The 16,183-nt window shown below is 44.6% G+C and carries 19 protein-coding genes and 1 other annotated feature; of the genes, 3 read left to right on the top strand and 16 right to left on the bottom strand.

What is annotated here, in order from left to right:
* The first annotated feature begins 70 nt into the window (after positions 1–70).
* Entirely contained in the window at positions 71–970 is a 900-nt protein-coding gene (locus MHH76_RS01790) for a LysR family transcriptional regulator (RefSeq protein ID WP_043054034.1), read from the top strand.
* 56 nt (positions 971–1,026) lie between these two features.
* Here the strand turns inward: MHH76_RS01790 and MHH76_RS01785 are convergent, their stop codons facing one another.
* The 6 genes from MHH76_RS01785 to MHH76_RS01760 all read right to left on the bottom strand — a co-directional run bounded on the left by MHH76_RS01785 (position 1,027) and on the right by MHH76_RS01760 (position 6,502).
* The gene (locus MHH76_RS01785; RefSeq protein WP_020450028.1) at positions 1,027–2,397 is read right to left on the bottom strand and encodes a sensor histidine kinase; all 1,371 of its coding nucleotides are present in this window, start codon (positions 2,395–2,397) and stop codon (positions 1,027–1,029) included.
* Positions 2,388–3,050 (bottom strand): response regulator transcription factor, encoded by a 663-nt coding sequence (locus MHH76_RS01780; RefSeq protein WP_020450027.1) that lies wholly within the window; start codon positions 3,048–3,050, stop codon positions 2,388–2,390. Before MHH76_RS01780 ends, MHH76_RS01785 begins: the two co-directional genes overlap by 10 nt.
* A 20-nt stretch (positions 3,051–3,070) precedes the next feature.
* On the bottom strand, positions 3,071–3,841 hold the full coding sequence (locus MHH76_RS01775; protein ID WP_025810815.1) for a lantibiotic immunity ABC transporter MutG family permease subunit: 771 nt from the start codon (positions 3,839–3,841) through the stop codon (positions 3,071–3,073).
* Position 3,842: 1 nt separating this feature from the next.
* Entirely contained in the window at positions 3,843–4,601 is a 759-nt protein-coding gene (locus MHH76_RS01770) for a lantibiotic immunity ABC transporter MutE/EpiE family permease subunit (RefSeq protein ID WP_035337328.1), read from the bottom strand.
* A complete protein-coding gene (locus MHH76_RS01765) occupies positions 4,598–5,314 on the bottom strand; it encodes a lantibiotic protection ABC transporter ATP-binding protein (RefSeq protein ID WP_020450024.1) in 717 nt (238 codons plus the stop codon). Before MHH76_RS01765 ends, MHH76_RS01770 begins: the two co-directional genes overlap by 4 nt.
* A gap of 120 nt (positions 5,315–5,434) precedes the next feature.
* Positions 5,435–6,502, bottom strand: a complete 1,068-nt coding sequence (locus tag MHH76_RS01760) for an SEC-C metal-binding domain-containing protein (protein ID WP_035337330.1) — start codon at positions 6,500–6,502, stop codon at positions 5,435–5,437.
* Positions 6,503–6,933: 431 nt separating this feature from the next.
* Between MHH76_RS01760 and MHH76_RS01755 the strand changes: the two genes are divergently transcribed.
* Positions 6,934–7,089, top strand: coding sequence for a hypothetical protein (locus MHH76_RS01755; RefSeq protein WP_224146494.1), 156 nt, complete (start codon positions 6,934–6,936; stop codon positions 7,087–7,089).
* 53 nt (positions 7,090–7,142) lie between these two features.
* Here MHH76_RS01755 and MHH76_RS01750 read toward each other — a convergent pair whose 3' ends face one another.
* From MHH76_RS01750 to MHH76_RS01705, 10 genes are all read right to left on the bottom strand, one after another.
* Positions 7,143–8,087 carry a DMT family transporter gene (locus tag MHH76_RS01750; RefSeq protein ID WP_043054033.1) on the bottom strand — a complete coding sequence of 315 codons (945 nt, stop codon included), beginning with the start codon at positions 8,085–8,087 and terminating at the stop codon, positions 7,143–7,145.
* A gap of 19 nt (positions 8,088–8,106) precedes the next feature.
* Positions 8,107–8,268, bottom strand: coding sequence for a tryptophan RNA-binding attenuator protein inhibitory protein (locus MHH76_RS01745; protein WP_023857774.1), 162 nt, complete (start codon positions 8,266–8,268; stop codon positions 8,107–8,109).
* Positions 8,269–8,368: 100 nt separating this feature from the next.
* Positions 8,369–8,627, bottom strand: a binding site (T-box leader).
* Between the two features lie 58 nt (positions 8,628–8,685).
* A complete protein-coding gene (locus MHH76_RS01740) occupies positions 8,686–9,201 on the bottom strand; it encodes a DUF2812 domain-containing protein (RefSeq protein ID WP_025810819.1) in 516 nt (171 codons plus the stop codon).
* Positions 9,194–9,541 (bottom strand): helix-turn-helix transcriptional regulator, encoded by a 348-nt coding sequence (locus MHH76_RS01735; RefSeq protein WP_023857772.1) that lies wholly within the window; start codon positions 9,539–9,541, stop codon positions 9,194–9,196. Before MHH76_RS01735 ends, MHH76_RS01740 begins: the two co-directional genes overlap by 8 nt.
* A 15-nt stretch (positions 9,542–9,556) precedes the next feature.
* Positions 9,557–9,736 carry a hypothetical protein gene (locus MHH76_RS01730; RefSeq protein ID WP_043054032.1) on the bottom strand — a complete coding sequence of 60 codons (180 nt, stop codon included), beginning with the start codon at positions 9,734–9,736 and terminating at the stop codon, positions 9,557–9,559.
* Between the two features lie 211 nt (positions 9,737–9,947).
* Entirely contained in the window at positions 9,948–10,700 is a 753-nt protein-coding gene (locus MHH76_RS01725) for a MerR family transcriptional regulator (RefSeq protein ID WP_020450017.1), read from the bottom strand.
* A 118-nt stretch (positions 10,701–10,818) separates the two neighbouring features.
* Positions 10,819–11,646 (bottom strand): DUF4885 family protein, encoded by an 828-nt coding sequence (locus MHH76_RS01720; RefSeq protein WP_020450016.1) that lies wholly within the window; start codon positions 11,644–11,646, stop codon positions 10,819–10,821.
* A 63-nt stretch (positions 11,647–11,709) separates the two neighbouring features.
* Positions 11,710–12,537, bottom strand: a complete 828-nt coding sequence (locus MHH76_RS01715) for a PPC domain-containing protein (protein WP_023857769.1) — start codon at positions 12,535–12,537, stop codon at positions 11,710–11,712.
* Between the two features lie 111 nt (positions 12,538–12,648).
* Positions 12,649–13,863: a serpin family protein gene (locus MHH76_RS01710; RefSeq protein ID WP_023857768.1), complete on the bottom strand. Its 1,215-nt coding sequence runs from the start codon at positions 13,861–13,863 to the stop codon at positions 12,649–12,651.
* Between the two features lie 107 nt (positions 13,864–13,970).
* On the bottom strand, positions 13,971–15,482 hold the full coding sequence (locus MHH76_RS01705) for a class I adenylate-forming enzyme family protein (RefSeq protein ID WP_020450013.1): 1,512 nt from the start codon (positions 15,480–15,482) through the stop codon (positions 13,971–13,973).
* 277 nt (positions 15,483–15,759) lie between these two features.
* Here MHH76_RS01705 and MHH76_RS01700 point away from each other — a divergent pair, with 277 nt between their 5' ends.
* Entirely contained in the window at positions 15,760–16,179 is a 420-nt protein-coding gene (locus MHH76_RS01700; protein WP_020450012.1) for a MarR family transcriptional regulator, read from the top strand.
* Positions 16,180–16,183 lie beyond the last annotated feature (4 nt).

Genomic DNA, 16,183 nt, shown 5'->3' with positions numbered 1-16,183 from the left:
GGTTATATCATTTTGTATAATTGAATCATTTGAAGGATTCATTCAATTTTATTGAACTTGAGGTGATGGGATGGATTTCAAAACGTTAAAGACGTTTCATAAAATCGTGGCTTGCGGAAGCTTTAACCGCGCGGCTGAAGAACTGAATTATGCGCAGTCCACAGTCACAATGCAAATCAAAAAACTCGAAGAAGACCTCGGCATCCGATTGCTCGAGCGGGGGAAAACATTCCGACTGACTGAAGCCGGCAGGCTTTTTTTTGAAGAAAGCAGCCATATTGTCAAGAATATGGATCACCTTCAACATCATATGGCCGACTTATTGCTTGGCGAAGCGGGAAATATCCGTCTAGGAGCGGTCGAACCAATCGCGAGCTGTGATTTGCCGCGGATGTTGGGGAGATTTTTAGCGGATTATCCGAAGATCCGGGTTTCCGTAGATATCGCCAACTCATCGACATTGGGGGAACGGCTGGTTCAAGGCAGCCTGGACCTTGCCGTCTGTTCGACTCCGGCAATGGGAACTGATCTTTATTTTGAACCGCTATATGCTGAAGAGCTCGTAGTGCTGCTTCCTGAAGGACACCCCGCCGGAAACAATGAACACATCCATCTGAAAGATCTTAGGGAGCACCGTCTACTGATCACAGCCAACAATTGCACCTACCGGAAGAAAGTCGAAATCGCGTTTCAAGAGCTGCCGGGAAGCCAAATGAACACGATGGAGATTGGAAGCATGACCGCTTTGAAAAATTATGTTGCCGCTGGACTCGGCGTTGCCCTGATTCCGAAAAGCATCGTCTCCCCTCCTCCTCCCGGAACGATTGTCCGGTTTATCGGCGATGACCCGATCAGCGTAACCTTCGGCATCCTTTGCAAAACCGCGTCTTTCCCGCTGAAACAAGCGGATGCAAAGCTTTACCAATATTTGAAACAGGAACTGGGAAAACCGAAAAAACCTTCCGGCTGATGTCGGAAGGTTTGGGATGATGACATAATGGGACATTGAATGATGATGATCTGGTCTCAGAGGGGGATGGTTACTTGCACCTGTCCGCCCCCCGCTTCACCGTTTTTAATCGATAAATCGCCTTGATGAAGCTTGACAACACGAAGCGCAAAGGTAAGTCCCATACCGTAATGCCCATTCGATGTCCGGCTTTTATCTTCCATATAGAAAAGCTCGGCAGCTTTCTGCAGGCCTTCTTGAGAAAATCCTTTTCCGCTGTCAGTGATTGTGAAAATCAATTGATCATCCGTACACACAGCTTCAAAATCGATTCTCCCGCCTTCTGGTGTGTGATCTGCAGCGTTCGTCATGATGTTCATCAACGCTCGATGAAGCAGCTGTTTGTCCAACAGTGCTTTTTTATCTTCAAGGTTCTGTTCCTTCAGCACAATGTCAACCGATTTGTTCCCTATGTATGCTTCAGTGTCATTGAGAACACTTTCGACTAACGGTTTCACAGCGCTTTCTCTATAATCGATATTTAATGCTTCCTCCGTTTTTGACAAATGGATTAATTGGTCAATGTACTGATCGATTTTTTGCCCCGCATCAAGTATGTATCTGATATATTCCGACTGCTCTTGATTTTGCGGTGATAAGCTCAGCAATTCCGCATTACCTTTAATAATGGTCATTGGAATTTTAATGTCATGAGCCAATGCGCCGATCTGTTCTTTTTTCGTTTTCTCTAAGTGCCACTGCGCGCGGAGGGAGGCTTGAAGGGCATTCCTCATGTCTATCAGGGAACTGATCACATGATCAAATTCCTTAATATTCGAAAACTCCGGAGTGAAATTTAAATTTTGTTTTTTAATTTGCTCAGCGATGGTGTTTAATGTTTGAAAATGATCTTTTAACCTGTTTGCAAATCGGGTTGTTACCGCAAAAACAACCGTAATTAGAAGCAGAATGATGATGCATAAGCTTGTCAGCTCATAGTTCGGGAGAAACCGTCTCAGCAGGGGAGACCGAAACTCAGCGCGCAAAGGATACTCCAACACACAATACTCGTCTTTGCGTTCGATGATCATATAGCCTTTTTGACTTAAGGTGACATACGGCCTGCTCTCTATTTTTTTCCGTACAATGGAAAGATTCGTTTCTTTCATGTTTCCCGCTGTCTTTTGTTTCGACTTTTTATCCAATATGGCATACAGCATCGTATCAGGTATCATGTCTTCCGTTATCCGTTCAGCCGATTGAAGCTTGGGCTTAAGCTTTTCAGCTTCGATTTCATTGTAATTGGCAGGATAAAACAGCCCTGCATTCATTCCGATCATATTGATCAAAACATATACAGCCGTGATCGCGATCAGGCTGAAACTCAAAGTGAGCATATATTTGATCAGTTCTCTGCGCAGCGTCTTTTTTTTACGGATTATTCCCATCTGTACCCTACGCCCCATACCGTTTTGATCGGATCTCTTTCGTGTTCTTTGCATTTTTTTCGGATCGTGCGGATAAATTCGGTTATCGTGGAGTATAATGCATTGCCTTCCAGCCCGTATACATAATCATAAATTTCTTCTCGTGTAAAAGTTCGTCCTTTATGCTGAGCCAACAGCTCACATATTTTAAATTCATTTTTTGTTAAATTCAGCTTTTGATCATGAATAAATACTTCTTTACTGTCAAAGTGAAATAAAAAACCGGAAATCACACGTTTAGTTTCGTGTTTCTCTCTTTTTTCCCTTCTCAAGTGTGCATTTACTCTCGCACTGAGCTCAAGAACGCCGAAGGGTTTTGAAATATAGTCGTCTCCCCCAGTCAGGAGGCCCTTAACGATGGCCTCTTCCTCCGTCTTAGCGGTGAGAAACAGGATCGGACAATCTACCAGCGGCCGGATTTTCTCGCATAATTCAAATCCGTCCATCCCCGGCATCATCACATCAAGCAAAATTAAATCATACCCTGAAAACACGTCGAGAGATTCGGCGTTAACTTGACTCAATGTATGAACTTGATGCTGATCGCGGCGCAAAATATTTTGTATGAGTACAAGAATATCTTTCTCATCATCTACTGCCAATATGTTCGCCACTTGCTGACCACCCTTTTTCATTATTCATAAGCTTTTCTTCCTTCCCAGCGGATAAACCAAACGATGCTTAGAGCGAATACAGCTATTATAGCAAACACCATGATGAAAGCCCCCTGCTTGATTTCCCCGTCTAGAACAGAACGCAGAGACGGATCAATTTGGACAAATCGGTCAATCCCCTTATACCCTGTCAGCCTGATTCCCCATGCCCAGGGATTATATTTCCAAATGACATCGCCCAATCCCGTATTCATCAGTGCTGTCATCAAAAGACCTGCCCCGCCTATTAAAATCGAAGCCCCCATTCCAAATATGCAGCTGATCAGAAAATAAATGAAATAAAGTGTGACACTTCCGGCTGCCAGCCATGCCCCAGCCTCTAAAAAAAGGGCGATTGTCAGGTTCGGCACATGAAATAGAACTTTGAGCCCCAATACATAGAGTCCAATAGCCAAGAATACCGCACACAAGTTCATGAACAGAAGCAGTGTAACTTTGCTTAAATAAGCCGTTAATTTGGGCGCCGTGCCGCCCAACAGCACTTGAAAACGGCCTGCCCGCTCCTCTAATGAAGCCGTCATTCCGCACACTATTCCAATCAGAAGCGGCAGGGCAATCGCAATTGCCTCAAAATACGTGCGGTATAATTGATATGGATCATGATCTCTGTTATAGAAATAAAGCAGAAAAACACTCGCACAGATAACCGGAACGGTCAAGTGAAGCCAAATAAAAGATGTGCGCTTTGTTTTTTGAAAATCAGCCGCAAGGCATCTGAAAAATAGCAACAAATCAAACCGCCTCCCGTTTTATCGATTTGCGATCAACGGCAGGGGAAAAAGACCGCCTGGTCAGACGCGCCAAAATAGCAAATAAAACAATAGATAGAACAACAGCCGGAGGAACGACTGCCCAGCTTGTTAAAGGATCGCCATTTTCAAGAGGCACACCGTTTGGATGGATGCCAATTGTCGGACACATGACCCTGATCGGCCAGCTCCACGGATTCAGCCACCAAAAAGGACTTGATGCCGACATGATGCCCAACACGATACTGCACAGCATATTGAACAAAACGGCAGATATAAACCCAAATTTTCGCGCTATCCATAAACAGATGGGGATCTCCCACAGTGTCGTAAGCCAAAGCAGCAGATTCGCGGAAATGACTGTCAAATGAATGCTCGAAAATTGAGGAATGACAAACTGCATCACAACCATGAACCCTAAAAAAACAGCTTGAGACGCTAAAGAATAGAGCGCAATGACGCTTATTTTTGCAGACCAGATCATATGTAAATGTACGGGAGAAGAAAAAATGCCGTTATAATTCGACGCTTTCATTTCTTTCTGGTGTGATAATGCACAAAGCAAGGCGATCATGACCGGCATCAAGATGACAGACCACCAATTATACGTACCTGCTACAAAGAATCCTGGATTCATTAAAAAGGCGAAGCAAATATTAATCAAAGGCACAATGAAGATCATCTTTCTCGAAAATGTTCTTTTAAACTTCAGGTTTTCCGCTTTCGCATAATATCCGATCATTGTTCTCCGCCTTCTTTCCCCCGCGTTGATTTGACAACATCCATAAAAAGCCGCTCGAGATCGTCCCCCTTATTGATTTTCCCCTGATATCCGAGGTATCCTCCGCTGATAATCCCGATATGGTCTGCGATCTGCTCGACTTCCGACAAAATGTGGCTTGATAAGATGACCGTCATCCCTTGCTTTGGAAATGACCTGATCAGTTCCCTTAACTCTTGTATACCGATCGGGTCGAGACCGTTCGTAGGCTCATCAAGTATGAGTAATTTAGGGCGATTTAAAAGAGCGATGGCGATTCCCAGCCTTTGTCTCATCCCCATAGAAAACTGCCCCGCTTTTTTCTTTCCGGCATGATGCATATCAACAGTTTTAAGCACCTCTGTTATTCTCGCATCAGGAAGACCCAATAATGTGGCATGCACCTTGGCATTCTCGTAGGCTGTTAAATTATCATACAGAGGCGGGGATTCTATTAAAGAACCGATGTCTTTTAATACAGACCTTTTCCATTTCCGCCCCTCAACCAAAATGTCCCCGGCAGTCGGGTTTAAGATTCCGGTTAAAAGTTTTAAAGTCGTTGATTTTCCTGCTCCATTCGGTCCAAGCAGACCGTAAATACTGTTCTTTTTAACTGACAGTGAGACGTCTGAGACCGCTTGCGACCTTCCAAACTTTTTTTGAAGATGCCTTGTTTCCAATAGAATTGTACTCATCTTAATCTCTCCTTGTTTGATCTGATCGGTACCGATATCTTAAAATACCTTTCTCAAGATTTAATCAGAATCAAACACAAAAAACCTTCCGGTTCCCCGAAAGGTTTAGCGGCCTTTGCCTTAAGAAGGCATAAGCTCAAGATGATGATCCAGTTCGTCCTGCAGGACGGCTTCAATATCTTTAAAACGATTCGATACAGTCGAAGCGCTGACGCCGTATTTTTTTGCAAGCTTCGCCTGGGATAACGATTTTTCCGATTTGGAGATCGTATTGATAAAATACTCCAAAGCAGCTGCAAAGGCTTCTGTTTTCTTGATGACCGGCGCTTTTTTAACACAATACGATTTCCAAAGGCCGACCGCCCAGGAGACAAATGATTCAGAATGTCCTTCGTCAAGCATACCTTTCTCAAAGACAAACGCTGTTTCTTTCTCCATCTCATTGGCCCATTCGATGTCTTCCGACCCTTGTTCAGACGGTGCACTCTCTTCCTGACGGCAAAGCTGCATTAACACATGATGAAAATCATCTCTCATCAGCTGTTCTTTTGTTCCGCCTTCTTCTGTGAAACGGCTTAAAGCATCGTTTAACCTGTCTTTGAGAGCATCCGCCATTTTTGCAGGATAGATGGTGAATTGTAAGAAGAACTCGGTATGGCTTCCGATCTTGATCGGAAAGCCGAGCACGTACTCGCCTACAAAAGGCCCTTCCCGCTTCACATTCATCCTTATAGTGAGCTCTTCATTTGTTACAGCATCCTCAAAGCGAATGCCGCCATCTGTTATATGTTTCACACGCAGCAGCGCAGGGGAGAGGTCTTTCCACGATTGAACGGCTTCCTTAGTCTGCGATCTGAGAATCGAAGAACCCTTTTTCTGTAAAAAGTCTTCGAAAATCGTCAATCCTCCGTCTGCCAACGGCCGGGAAAATACTCCCCACACGCCCAGATTAAAAACACATATCTTTTGTGCAGACTGATCCAAGTCTGACAGAAAAGAATACTGATTAAGAAATTGATCGATTGTGTCTTTATGTTCCGTAAAAGCGAATTCCATGACGTCTTTCTGGATTTGTTTCAATTCCTGCACCGCGACAGCCGGAAACGCTCCCTCTGCTTTGCCGCAGCATTTTTTATATTTCAGCCCGCTGCCGCAGGGGCAAGGCATATTTCTCTTTACTTTTCCCACGTTTAAACCTCCGTATCTTATACTACAACTTATTTATTTTATCAAAACTTTCAGGAGGGGGAAATCCGATAATGAAAATCAGTATGATTTAGCTGAAAAGTAAAATTTTATAAAAGAGGACAAATAGAAAAAAAGACTATAAAATAGTTAGTTCTGTGTTTTTATCATCCATTTATGACAGAGGGTGTTATACATTTTGCAATACGCTGGTTTTTGGGTTAGAGCGGGTGCATTGTTGATCGATTGCGTATTGGCGGTCGGATTACACTTTTCATCCGCATTGATTTGGAGACGGATCTCCTGAGGTCGGTGCAACAGCACTGCTGGTATTCGTTTTTGTATCCGCTTTTGATGCCGCTGACAAAGCTCCGGGGCACATTGGAAGAGCACTTTTTAGAATTCGCATTGTTTCTGATGATACAGGCTGACGGATGAAGCTATGGCAGGCTTTCGTGCGCTACATCGTCTCATGGGTGCATATTGCTTTCGGTCTGCTGTATTTAACCGTCGTTTTTTCAGAAACGAAACAAGCTGTCCACGATTTTGCGGCTAGAACTTATGTCATGAAAACAGGCGACACTGAGTAAACGATCTTTATGTATTTAAGTGCATACAGAAAAAGGGATATAAATCCCTTTTTCTATTTCCGGTATTCCAGCAGACTGATGGTCAGGAGCACAAGGAAGCACCCCAGCCACTGAATGGATGTTAAACGTTCGTTTAAAAACAAAACACCTCCGAAGATGGTAAGAACGGGGCCGATCATAGAAATGACGGCTCCCCGCTCCGCTCCTATCCGCTTCATGCCTTCCAGCATGAATAAAAAAGGAATGACCGTCGTCACCGCCGCAATGATCATAAAAAAACCATACATTGCGGGAGGATAAGAAAGCAGGATTCCCGGCTGTTTTCCTGTTGCGCGAAACAGCGCATAACCGGCCATCGCAAGACTTGCCGCCGACATTCCATAGGCATTCATCCGAATCCCGCCGATTTGACGGACAAGACCTCCCGCCACAACAAGATAAACCGCATAGGCGACAGCGGACAATAAGATCAAAAAAGCTCCTGACAGGTTCGCTTCAAATGCTTGCACATCCCATCCGCCGACAGCCAAGAACAGCCCGGCATTCACAAGCAAGATGGCAGCAAACGTTTGACCCGGGATCATTTTTTTATTTACAAAGGCAGTGATGATCAATACGAACATGGGATAGCTCATCACAATCATCCGTTCAACGATTGCCGAAACATCATGAAGGCCGATAAAATCAAGCAATGGCGACAGAAAAAAACAAAGCAATCCGGCCGCATAAGCTTTAAAAATCTCCGCTTTTTCTGGTTTAGCCGGAAGCTTTGAACGATACACAACAAAAATCAGCCAAAACAGCGGCGCCGCAAATAATTGCCGGTACAACAGCACCGCTTCCGGCTGTGCACCTTGTTCATAAGCCCATTTGACAAAAATGGATTTTGAAGCAAAACACATCGTCCCAAAGACCATAAAAACGACCCCGGCCGCTTTTCGAACGCCGCTTTGAATATGGCCGCTCTGCTCAGCTGTACTCTTCTCTTCTCGACTCAACTTTCAACACCCGTCCTTTTTATTCGTGGATATGTTTTTTTATAAAATGGAGCAATGTGCTTCCCTGGGCCGTCAAAATCACACCTTTTCCCGAACATTTTGGACAAGGCTCCGGCTCTTCTCTTCCGCTTCCATTGCAATTTGGACATGTCATTTCCAAATCGTCCGTTGCAATCACCATTTACCATCACACCTCCGTTTCCGTTTAATATGATGCGGCCACTCCGGCCAGCCTTCCTCCATGGCCACCACCTCCTTAAAAATACAAAAAACCCCCGTCACAAAAGGACGAGGGTCTCGCGGTACCACCTTTATTAATCGCATCAACGATTCGCTTGGAACATACGGAAAGGGAACAGTCAGCCCTTTCGATACGCTTCTCTTGATAACGGAGAGAACTATCCCGGCTCCGCCTACTGTCCGTTTCAGCGAAGCGATTCAGAAGCCCATTCGGCGTCAGAAGGGCATCGGTTCACACCAGCCACCGACTCTCTTAAACCCATGCTCTGACACGTACTTGCTCTTCCTCAATATCGTTTAACCGTACATGATTTGTAAAAAATATATTACTCTGAAAATTAGCATGTGTCAATCAGCATTAAATTCTTGTTTTTTTACGAACCTTTAATATACACACGGTCAACAGATACAAAACAAGGAGATTGAATGCTGCTATCCAATAAAAATATCCAGGGATGCCTATGACGAGAAGCGGTAGTCCCAAGCTGAGAAATACACTGGCAAATGCAGCATACAGCACTTTTAGTAAGCCATTATATTTTTCTGCTTCAGATTCGCGGTCTGTATAAATCGCATTTGTTTGAACTTGACTGGGATCAGCCGCAAAGTAATGCCAATTTAAAAACTGTGTCACATGCTTCCAGCCTGCATCCTCGTATATATGAATATATTCTTCCTGATCCAGGTTTGATGTTGTCTTATAGTCGAGCCGATATACTGTATTGCTTGGTTTTGTCTTTTCAAATATATAGATAAATAAAAAGAAGGACTTTAACATCCACCCCTGTTTTGCCATTTCATTCAGCCAGTTCTCCTCCTTCCGGTCTTGCCAAGCAAGAAAAAAACGGAATTTACGCTTTCTTTTTTTACTCATGACTTGTATCTCCCTCTTTTTGAAAAATAGATTGACTGATCGTCACTAATTTGGATAGGCGTTTAAATTCGAGTTCAATCACCTGCCATCCTTCATTCGTTAAAATATACTGCTTTCGCCGATTATCGCCGGATTCGCCTTCCTTTCTAATCAGCCCCTGCTTTTCGAGTTTGCTTAGTGCACCATAAAGAGTGCCAGGCCCTAGTTTGACCTCACCCTCACTCATGCTCTCAACCCTTTGCATAATGCCGTAGCCATGTAATGGTTGAGTTAATGACAATAATATGTAATACGTAGCCTGCGTAAGCGGTAAATAGCTTTCCGCCGTTTTTTTCTTCACTTTTCGCACCTCATTTTAAGTATGGTGTTTTTCATTTATATATCTCATGAGCAGTACAACACCTATTAGATTGAAAATGATGCTGCCGCCAAGAGCTAGTCCCCACCATACACCGTTTATTCCTGATAAAATCGCTAAATTTAATAAAAAAATTCCGCTCAAAACAAATAACATCCCGGTAAAGTGTGTATTCAAATCATTCGCCTCCTTATTTTACATCGCCTTACGATATATCGACTGACGATATAATAACATATTAGAAGATTCGACACAAATCAAACACAGCATTTACCCTGCAAATCAAATAAGTGAGCACAGGCTATTGCCCAAAAGGAATAGCTCACATTAAAATTAAAAAAACCGCCTAAAAGGTCATTTCACGACCTTATCAGGCGGTTTCCAGCGATTATTCCTTATTCCTGTCAGCAAACACCGTCATGGCGTCGCACATGAACTTTGCCAAGCCGGCGCCGTATTGATCAATGTTTTTCGTAAAGCGCTCGTCAGCGACATACATTTGTCCCAGACCTTTGAAAGCTTCGAGCGAATAGCTGTGGCCGGTGTTATTGTTCAGAAAGTCGTACCATTCCTTTATAGCCGCCTGTGCTTCCTCTGAGTCTGAGGCGCCTTTTCTGAGGGCGGCGATTTTTCTGTAAATGGCATCATATTGCTGTTCCATCTTTTTCCGTTCACCTTCGGGCATGGATTCGATATAGGCCTTCGATCTGTCGACGGCTTCATCGCCCCAGCGTTCCCGCGCTTCTTCCTCATACGGGTTTTGACTGAAATCAAATCCCGCGAATTTTTCCTCGTTTGTCATGTTGATTTCTCCTTTCGCGAATTGGATCGTTTTATCGATTGTCGCAATCATTTGGTCAAGCCGGCTTCTTTTCTCCAGCAGCGCTTTGCGATGGAGCTGAAGCGCCTCATTCCTGTCAAATGAAGGGTTCTCAAGAATGCTTTTAATCTTTTTTAAAGGGAAGTCAAGCTCTCTGAAAAACAGGATTTGCTGCAGCTTTTCCAGATCGTCATCTGAATACAGCCGATACCCGGCTTCGGTCGTCTCCGACGGAGCTAATAATCCGATTTCATCATAATGATGCAGTGTGCGCACACTGATGCCGACTAAGTCGGCCACTTCCTTTACTTTCATTTTCATTTATCTGACCTCCCTTCAATATCGACTATAAAGTATCCCGCAACGTGAGGGTCAATGCGAAATTTGAAATTTTTTTTATACAAACAAAAAACCCGGCAAAATTGCTTCGCCAGGTCTTTTAAGAATTGTTCAGCAAGACTTCTTTAAGAAACGGATCATCCAGCCACTCGTTCAGCTGGCCCGCGGAGAATCCTTTTGATACATTGAGATCGATGAGCGTTCCGCCGGCATATCCGAAAGAAGCCGATCTGTCCGCAATGGTGTCCGGCCCTTTCGCCAGAACATTCTTCAGCTTCTTCAGCATGTTTTGAAAGCTCTTCTCCAAGTCGCTTTTCGGGTCTTTGGCAGAGTCAATCACTCTGATGAGCCTCTCATTTCCGCCTTCAAGCTCTCCTTTTTCATCCAAACTGACATCAGCCAAAGACAGACCGGCAATCGTTTTCAAAAACTCATTCACATGCCATTTTTCATAAGCTTCTTTATCCAGCGGCGTTCCATTTTGTTCACCGATCAATTCCGCATGGCTCAACAGACGGGCGCCAAACCGTTTATCACTGTTATTTAAAACGGCTTCGATCCGGGTTCTTTTTTGTTCATCTTCGATGCCTTCAACTATAATCCGGTTATTTCCGTCTACATGCAATGTCAGATGTTCACTCTCGGAAAGAGAAATTCCGCTCTCGCGCAGCGTCTCATCGATCTGGCTGTTCAAACGCTGCCTGTCCACATAAAGATTATAGATCTCAAATTGAACGCCGTTCATTTGTGATCGTAATGACGGTGCATTTTTTTGAGCCGCTTCAGCCTGTTTGCTGATGGAGAGGGTGTCTGTTTGGCTGCCGGCCATTCTCTTGGAACCTGTAGTCTTAGCCGGCATCTCCGCGGCGGCAGGCTTCATCAGCTGCTCGGAATAAAGCGAAAGTTTTACCCTGTCTCTAATATTCATGGGAGCTCCTTTCATGCCAATTACATTCGATTACTTTTTATATCGGACGGAATTTGGATCTGTTTACCAGCCGTATGTTGAATCATATTGATAATTGATCTTCAGCTGCGGCGATCTCCATGTTGAACTGCTCCAAGCGAGCGAATAGTATCTCACATTCCATGTCGTTTTGACCGGAAGCGCAAGTTCAGGCTTTAGATCCGGAAACAGTGTGCCGCCGGAAACCGATGTGTGCCAAACGCCTTCTTCCTTGTTCAGAACTTCCCTGTAGGTGTGTCCGAGGCTCGGAGAAATGGTTCCCTCGGCGGAAACGCTTTTCACAGTCGCTCCTTCGGGAATGGCCGAGACATTGGCAAGATTGACGGCGGCAACCGGAGAAACGACTCCCTGTCCCGGGCTTGAGATGGATGATGGAGACAAATTCGCCGTATAAGCACCGCTCTTCATTCTGTCGATAAATTCAAGTCTGTAAAATCCCCAACCGTCATATGAACCGTCTTTAGACGTGACGACCGCAATGTACCGGCCTGTCTCCGGAACATCCAAGCGGATGATTTCATTTTGGTTTCCCGTTCTTTCAGAAGATCCTACTGCAGGATAGCCGTAAGAATCTTTAAATAAGTAAAGATCATAGTCTGTATTTGCTGGGATGTTCTTTAGGTGAATGGCAAGCTGTTCTCCCTTTGTCGCGTAAAATTTGTAATAATCTTTATCGCTTTCGCTGTGAATCGTCGCCGAAATCGTCTTGTATTTCCACAATCCTAAATCGTAAGCCTCAGCGAAAGAATTGTTGGGTTCATACTCATCTTCGTAAACATTTGCCGAAGCCGAAAATGCTGGAATCGCCATCAAAAACACACTGAACACGAAAAGAAACAAACTTTTTTTCATTTGTCATTGCCTCCCGTTTATTCATCACCATAAAGGAACTCCCTTCCTTATATCGGTAATTGAATTGGAAGTTTAATGAATATTTTATAAAATAATAGAATTTTTCCAAGTTTACTCATCCGACGGCTCTGCCACACTGCCCACAAAAAGGTTCATTCCGGATGTTTCATCAACAATCGCGAAATAAAATGGGTGGTCTGCAGTCATCGTCACTTCAGGGACGGGAGCTGATTCGATGATCTCAACCGCCGTTGCCGCGGATGCTTCGGTACCCGCTTCATCTACTTTGATAAATGTTTTATGTCTGACTTTATCAATTTGAGCGGCGCCTTCTCCGGCAAACATATTTGAAAAATCCGCGCTGCTAAACACGGTTTTCATTCCAAGCCGTTTAAGCGGTTCATTTAACATGTAGTCTGTTTGAAATGAGAAGCGCGGCAGCTTGAGCTCCACCTGTTTCATCGTCCAGCCCTTATGCAAGGCGCGCCATTGATCATACGTCATGCCAGCTAGAAGCTGTTCAAGATTTGCCGCTTTTTTCGGCAGAAAAACAGCCAATGACAGACCTTCGTCTTGAAAAGGAAGCTTGACGGCTTGAAAATGTTTGTTTTCCAGATAAGGAAAGCGGTTTGTCTGCGTCATCATGGGGTGTTTTTTTGCGGAGCCGTCCGCAGAATAAAATGGCTGTTCCGCTGTCATGTGAGGATCAAATGGATGCTTCCAGCTTTCTCTAAAATAGACGGCATTAATGATGTAGGCAATCGTATTCGACGAGACCTTGTCAACGATCTGATCAATGCGGTCTTTCGTTTTCTTTTTGACCCAGCCGTTGATTTCTTCTGCTGCCCGATTTGGATCATCATGAAGCTGATAGGCGTCGCCAAGGCCTTTGATCGCGTCTTGAAAGCTTTCTTTCAGCTCCCTTTTGGACCATATCGAATTGGCCGATGAAAATTCGCCGTGAGGCAGCGTTTCTAGCGAACGATTCACAGATTGTGACATCCTGTTGATCGATGTCATATCCGTCTGGTTGAGGTTTAAAGTGCCGAGCAGTTCCTTTCTGCTGTCTCCCGCGGCACCGTTTGCCGTCATCACAAGTGCCTGGTGAATACTGTAAGGCGAGAGGAAGATGTTTTTCCGGCTTCCTTCCTCTTTTATCATGTCTTGAAACAATGCGAGCGCAAACCGCTGTTCAGCTTCAGATAACGAGGCGTCCGTTTTTTGCGCGGATCTGACGGGCGGGGGATCGGCCTCCTTGTGCACTCCGCATCCGGCCAACAATAAAAGACCGGTCCATATCACCATCGCACTCCATTTCGATTTCAATTGTCAACACCTCCTACTGTTGTAGTGGGTTTAGCATTGGAAAACGTTACAAAAAACGGCAGCAAAAAAAGCTTATCCAATGCTGGATAAGCTTTCTGTTACTGCGCTCACTGTCCTTTAACAGCCAGTTCGCGCAAATCTTTTTTGACGATTTTGCCGAGCCTGTTTTTCGGAAGGCTGTCGGTAAAAACGATTTCAGGAATTTTATAGTCGGACAGGCGCTCTTTGCAATACGCGATAATGTCCTCCTTCTTAAGGCCGGAGCTTTCGTTTTTCACCACATACGCCCTCGGAACTTCCCCGTACATTTCATCCGGGACGCCGATGACGGCCGATTCGACGACTCCGGGCACTTGATCGATGATCTCCTCCACCTGGTCAGGATAAATGTTGTCGCCTCCGTAGACAATGACGTCTTTATACCGGCCGGTAATATATAAAAATCCGTCTTCATCAAGTTTGCCGGAGTCCCCCATATAAAACCAGCCGTCTTTCAGCACCTTTTGCGTGGCGGAAGGATTTTGGTAATACCCTTCAAAAACATACGGGCTTTTGACGACGACTTCTCCGACTTCGCCCCTTGGCAGCTCTTCATGTGTATCAGGGTCTTCGATTTTTATGCTGACTTGCGGAATCGGCTTGCCGGCTGAATTGACTTTATCCCAGCCCATGTCAGGCCGCCATACGCTGACCGTCCATGCTTCTGTGCTGCCATACCCTTGCACCATCAGGATTCCCATGTCATTGTACTCCTTAATCAGCCGCGCCGGCACCTTGGTGCCGCCGGAGACAAGCATTTTCACAGACGACAGGTCGAATGGATGTCTTTTCATTTCCTCCAGCATGTAAGTGTAGACGGAAGGAAACGCCATCATCATATGAATGTGTTTCTTCTCGATCTCCTGCAGGATTTCAAACGGTTCGGGGTCCCATAAAAAATGAAGGCCAATTCCTTCAAAAGCCGCCTGAAAAACATGGTTGAGCGAGCTCATATGATAAAGCGGATGGCTCGCTAAAAAGCGCATGCCTTTCAGCTGTTTCGATTTCACGTTCACCTCTGTCAAGTATGCGGCCAGACTGCCGTGGTTGACCATGCAGCCTTTCGGATTTCCGGTCGTGCCCGAGGTGAACAGCATTAAAGCCAAATCATGCTCGGTCACCTGGTCGGCCTCCACCTCCAGCGGCCTGTTTTTAAATAGGCTCTCAAACTGTTCAGTCGTGTTCATTCCCGCACCCGCTTCAATCATCAGGCAGAACTGAAGCTGTTCGCGGAGCGGCGTTAGTATATCGGCAAATTCCAAGTCATAAAACATCACCTTCGGCCGGCAGTTGTTCAAGATTCCTTTTAATTCATACGATGTCAGCTGCCAGCTTAACGGCACGACTGTCGCCCCGATTTTAAGAGACGCCAGCAAAATGACGGGAAAATGATGATTATTTTTACATAAAACCGCGATGTGGTCTCCTTTTTGAACACCCTCCTCCAGCAGATAATGAGCCAGCTGGTTCACCCGTTGATGATACGCTTTGAACGTAAACGTTCGATCTCCTCCGGACAATGCTTCCAACCCATCTGACGTTTCCATATGATGATTGATTAATTGCTGAAGTGTACTCAAAATTTTCATCTCCAAATTTTCATTGTTTCTCACAAAACCTGGTGAGATTATGTGACGCACAAATTCATTCTAAAACAAAATATATCCATTGTAAAACTATTTCATAATAGAATTATTATCTTTATGAATTGATAACAAAAGAAATTAAATCGCTCATGTTAAAATTCATAAAATCGTTTTTTGCGGAGCATTCGCTTATGATAAAATAGACCTATGTTTGTTTGACCAGCATAAAATTGCTGATCTACTACACGATGTCGGAAATGAGGAAACCTTCATGAATCACCATCGGATTGAAGCGAATCTATTGGATCATGCTTTCACGAAATATTTGCGGTCTTCAAAGAAATTGGACGAAGAAACGATTCCGAAAAGTATCACGAGCGGCAAAGGGTTTATTTTGCGTATCATTTACAGACACGGAACATGTACGATAAAGGAGATTTTACAGGAGGTCGCCCTGTCTCCATCAGCAACGACAACAGCTCTGAACCATTTGGAGAAAGAGGGCTTTGTGATCAGATCGAGAAATAACGATGACCGGCGCACCGTCTGGATCGAACTGTCGCAAGAAGGAACGAGGATCGCCGCACAAATGGTGGAAAACCGCCAGGCCTTGATCGACAAGCTCTTCGGCAAATTGTCAGAGGAAGAAAAAAAGGTTTTTTTTGCTATAATTGAAAAAATTATGATGTGAAACG

This window comes from Bacillus sp. FSL L8-0193 (assembly GCF_037976065.1).
In the GTDB taxonomy this organism is placed as follows: Bacteria; Bacillota; Bacilli; order Bacillales; family Bacillaceae; genus Bacillus; species Bacillus paralicheniformis.
The sequence above is the reverse complement of the archived record's forward strand: the minus strand, read 5'-3'. Positions and strand labels throughout refer to the sequence as shown.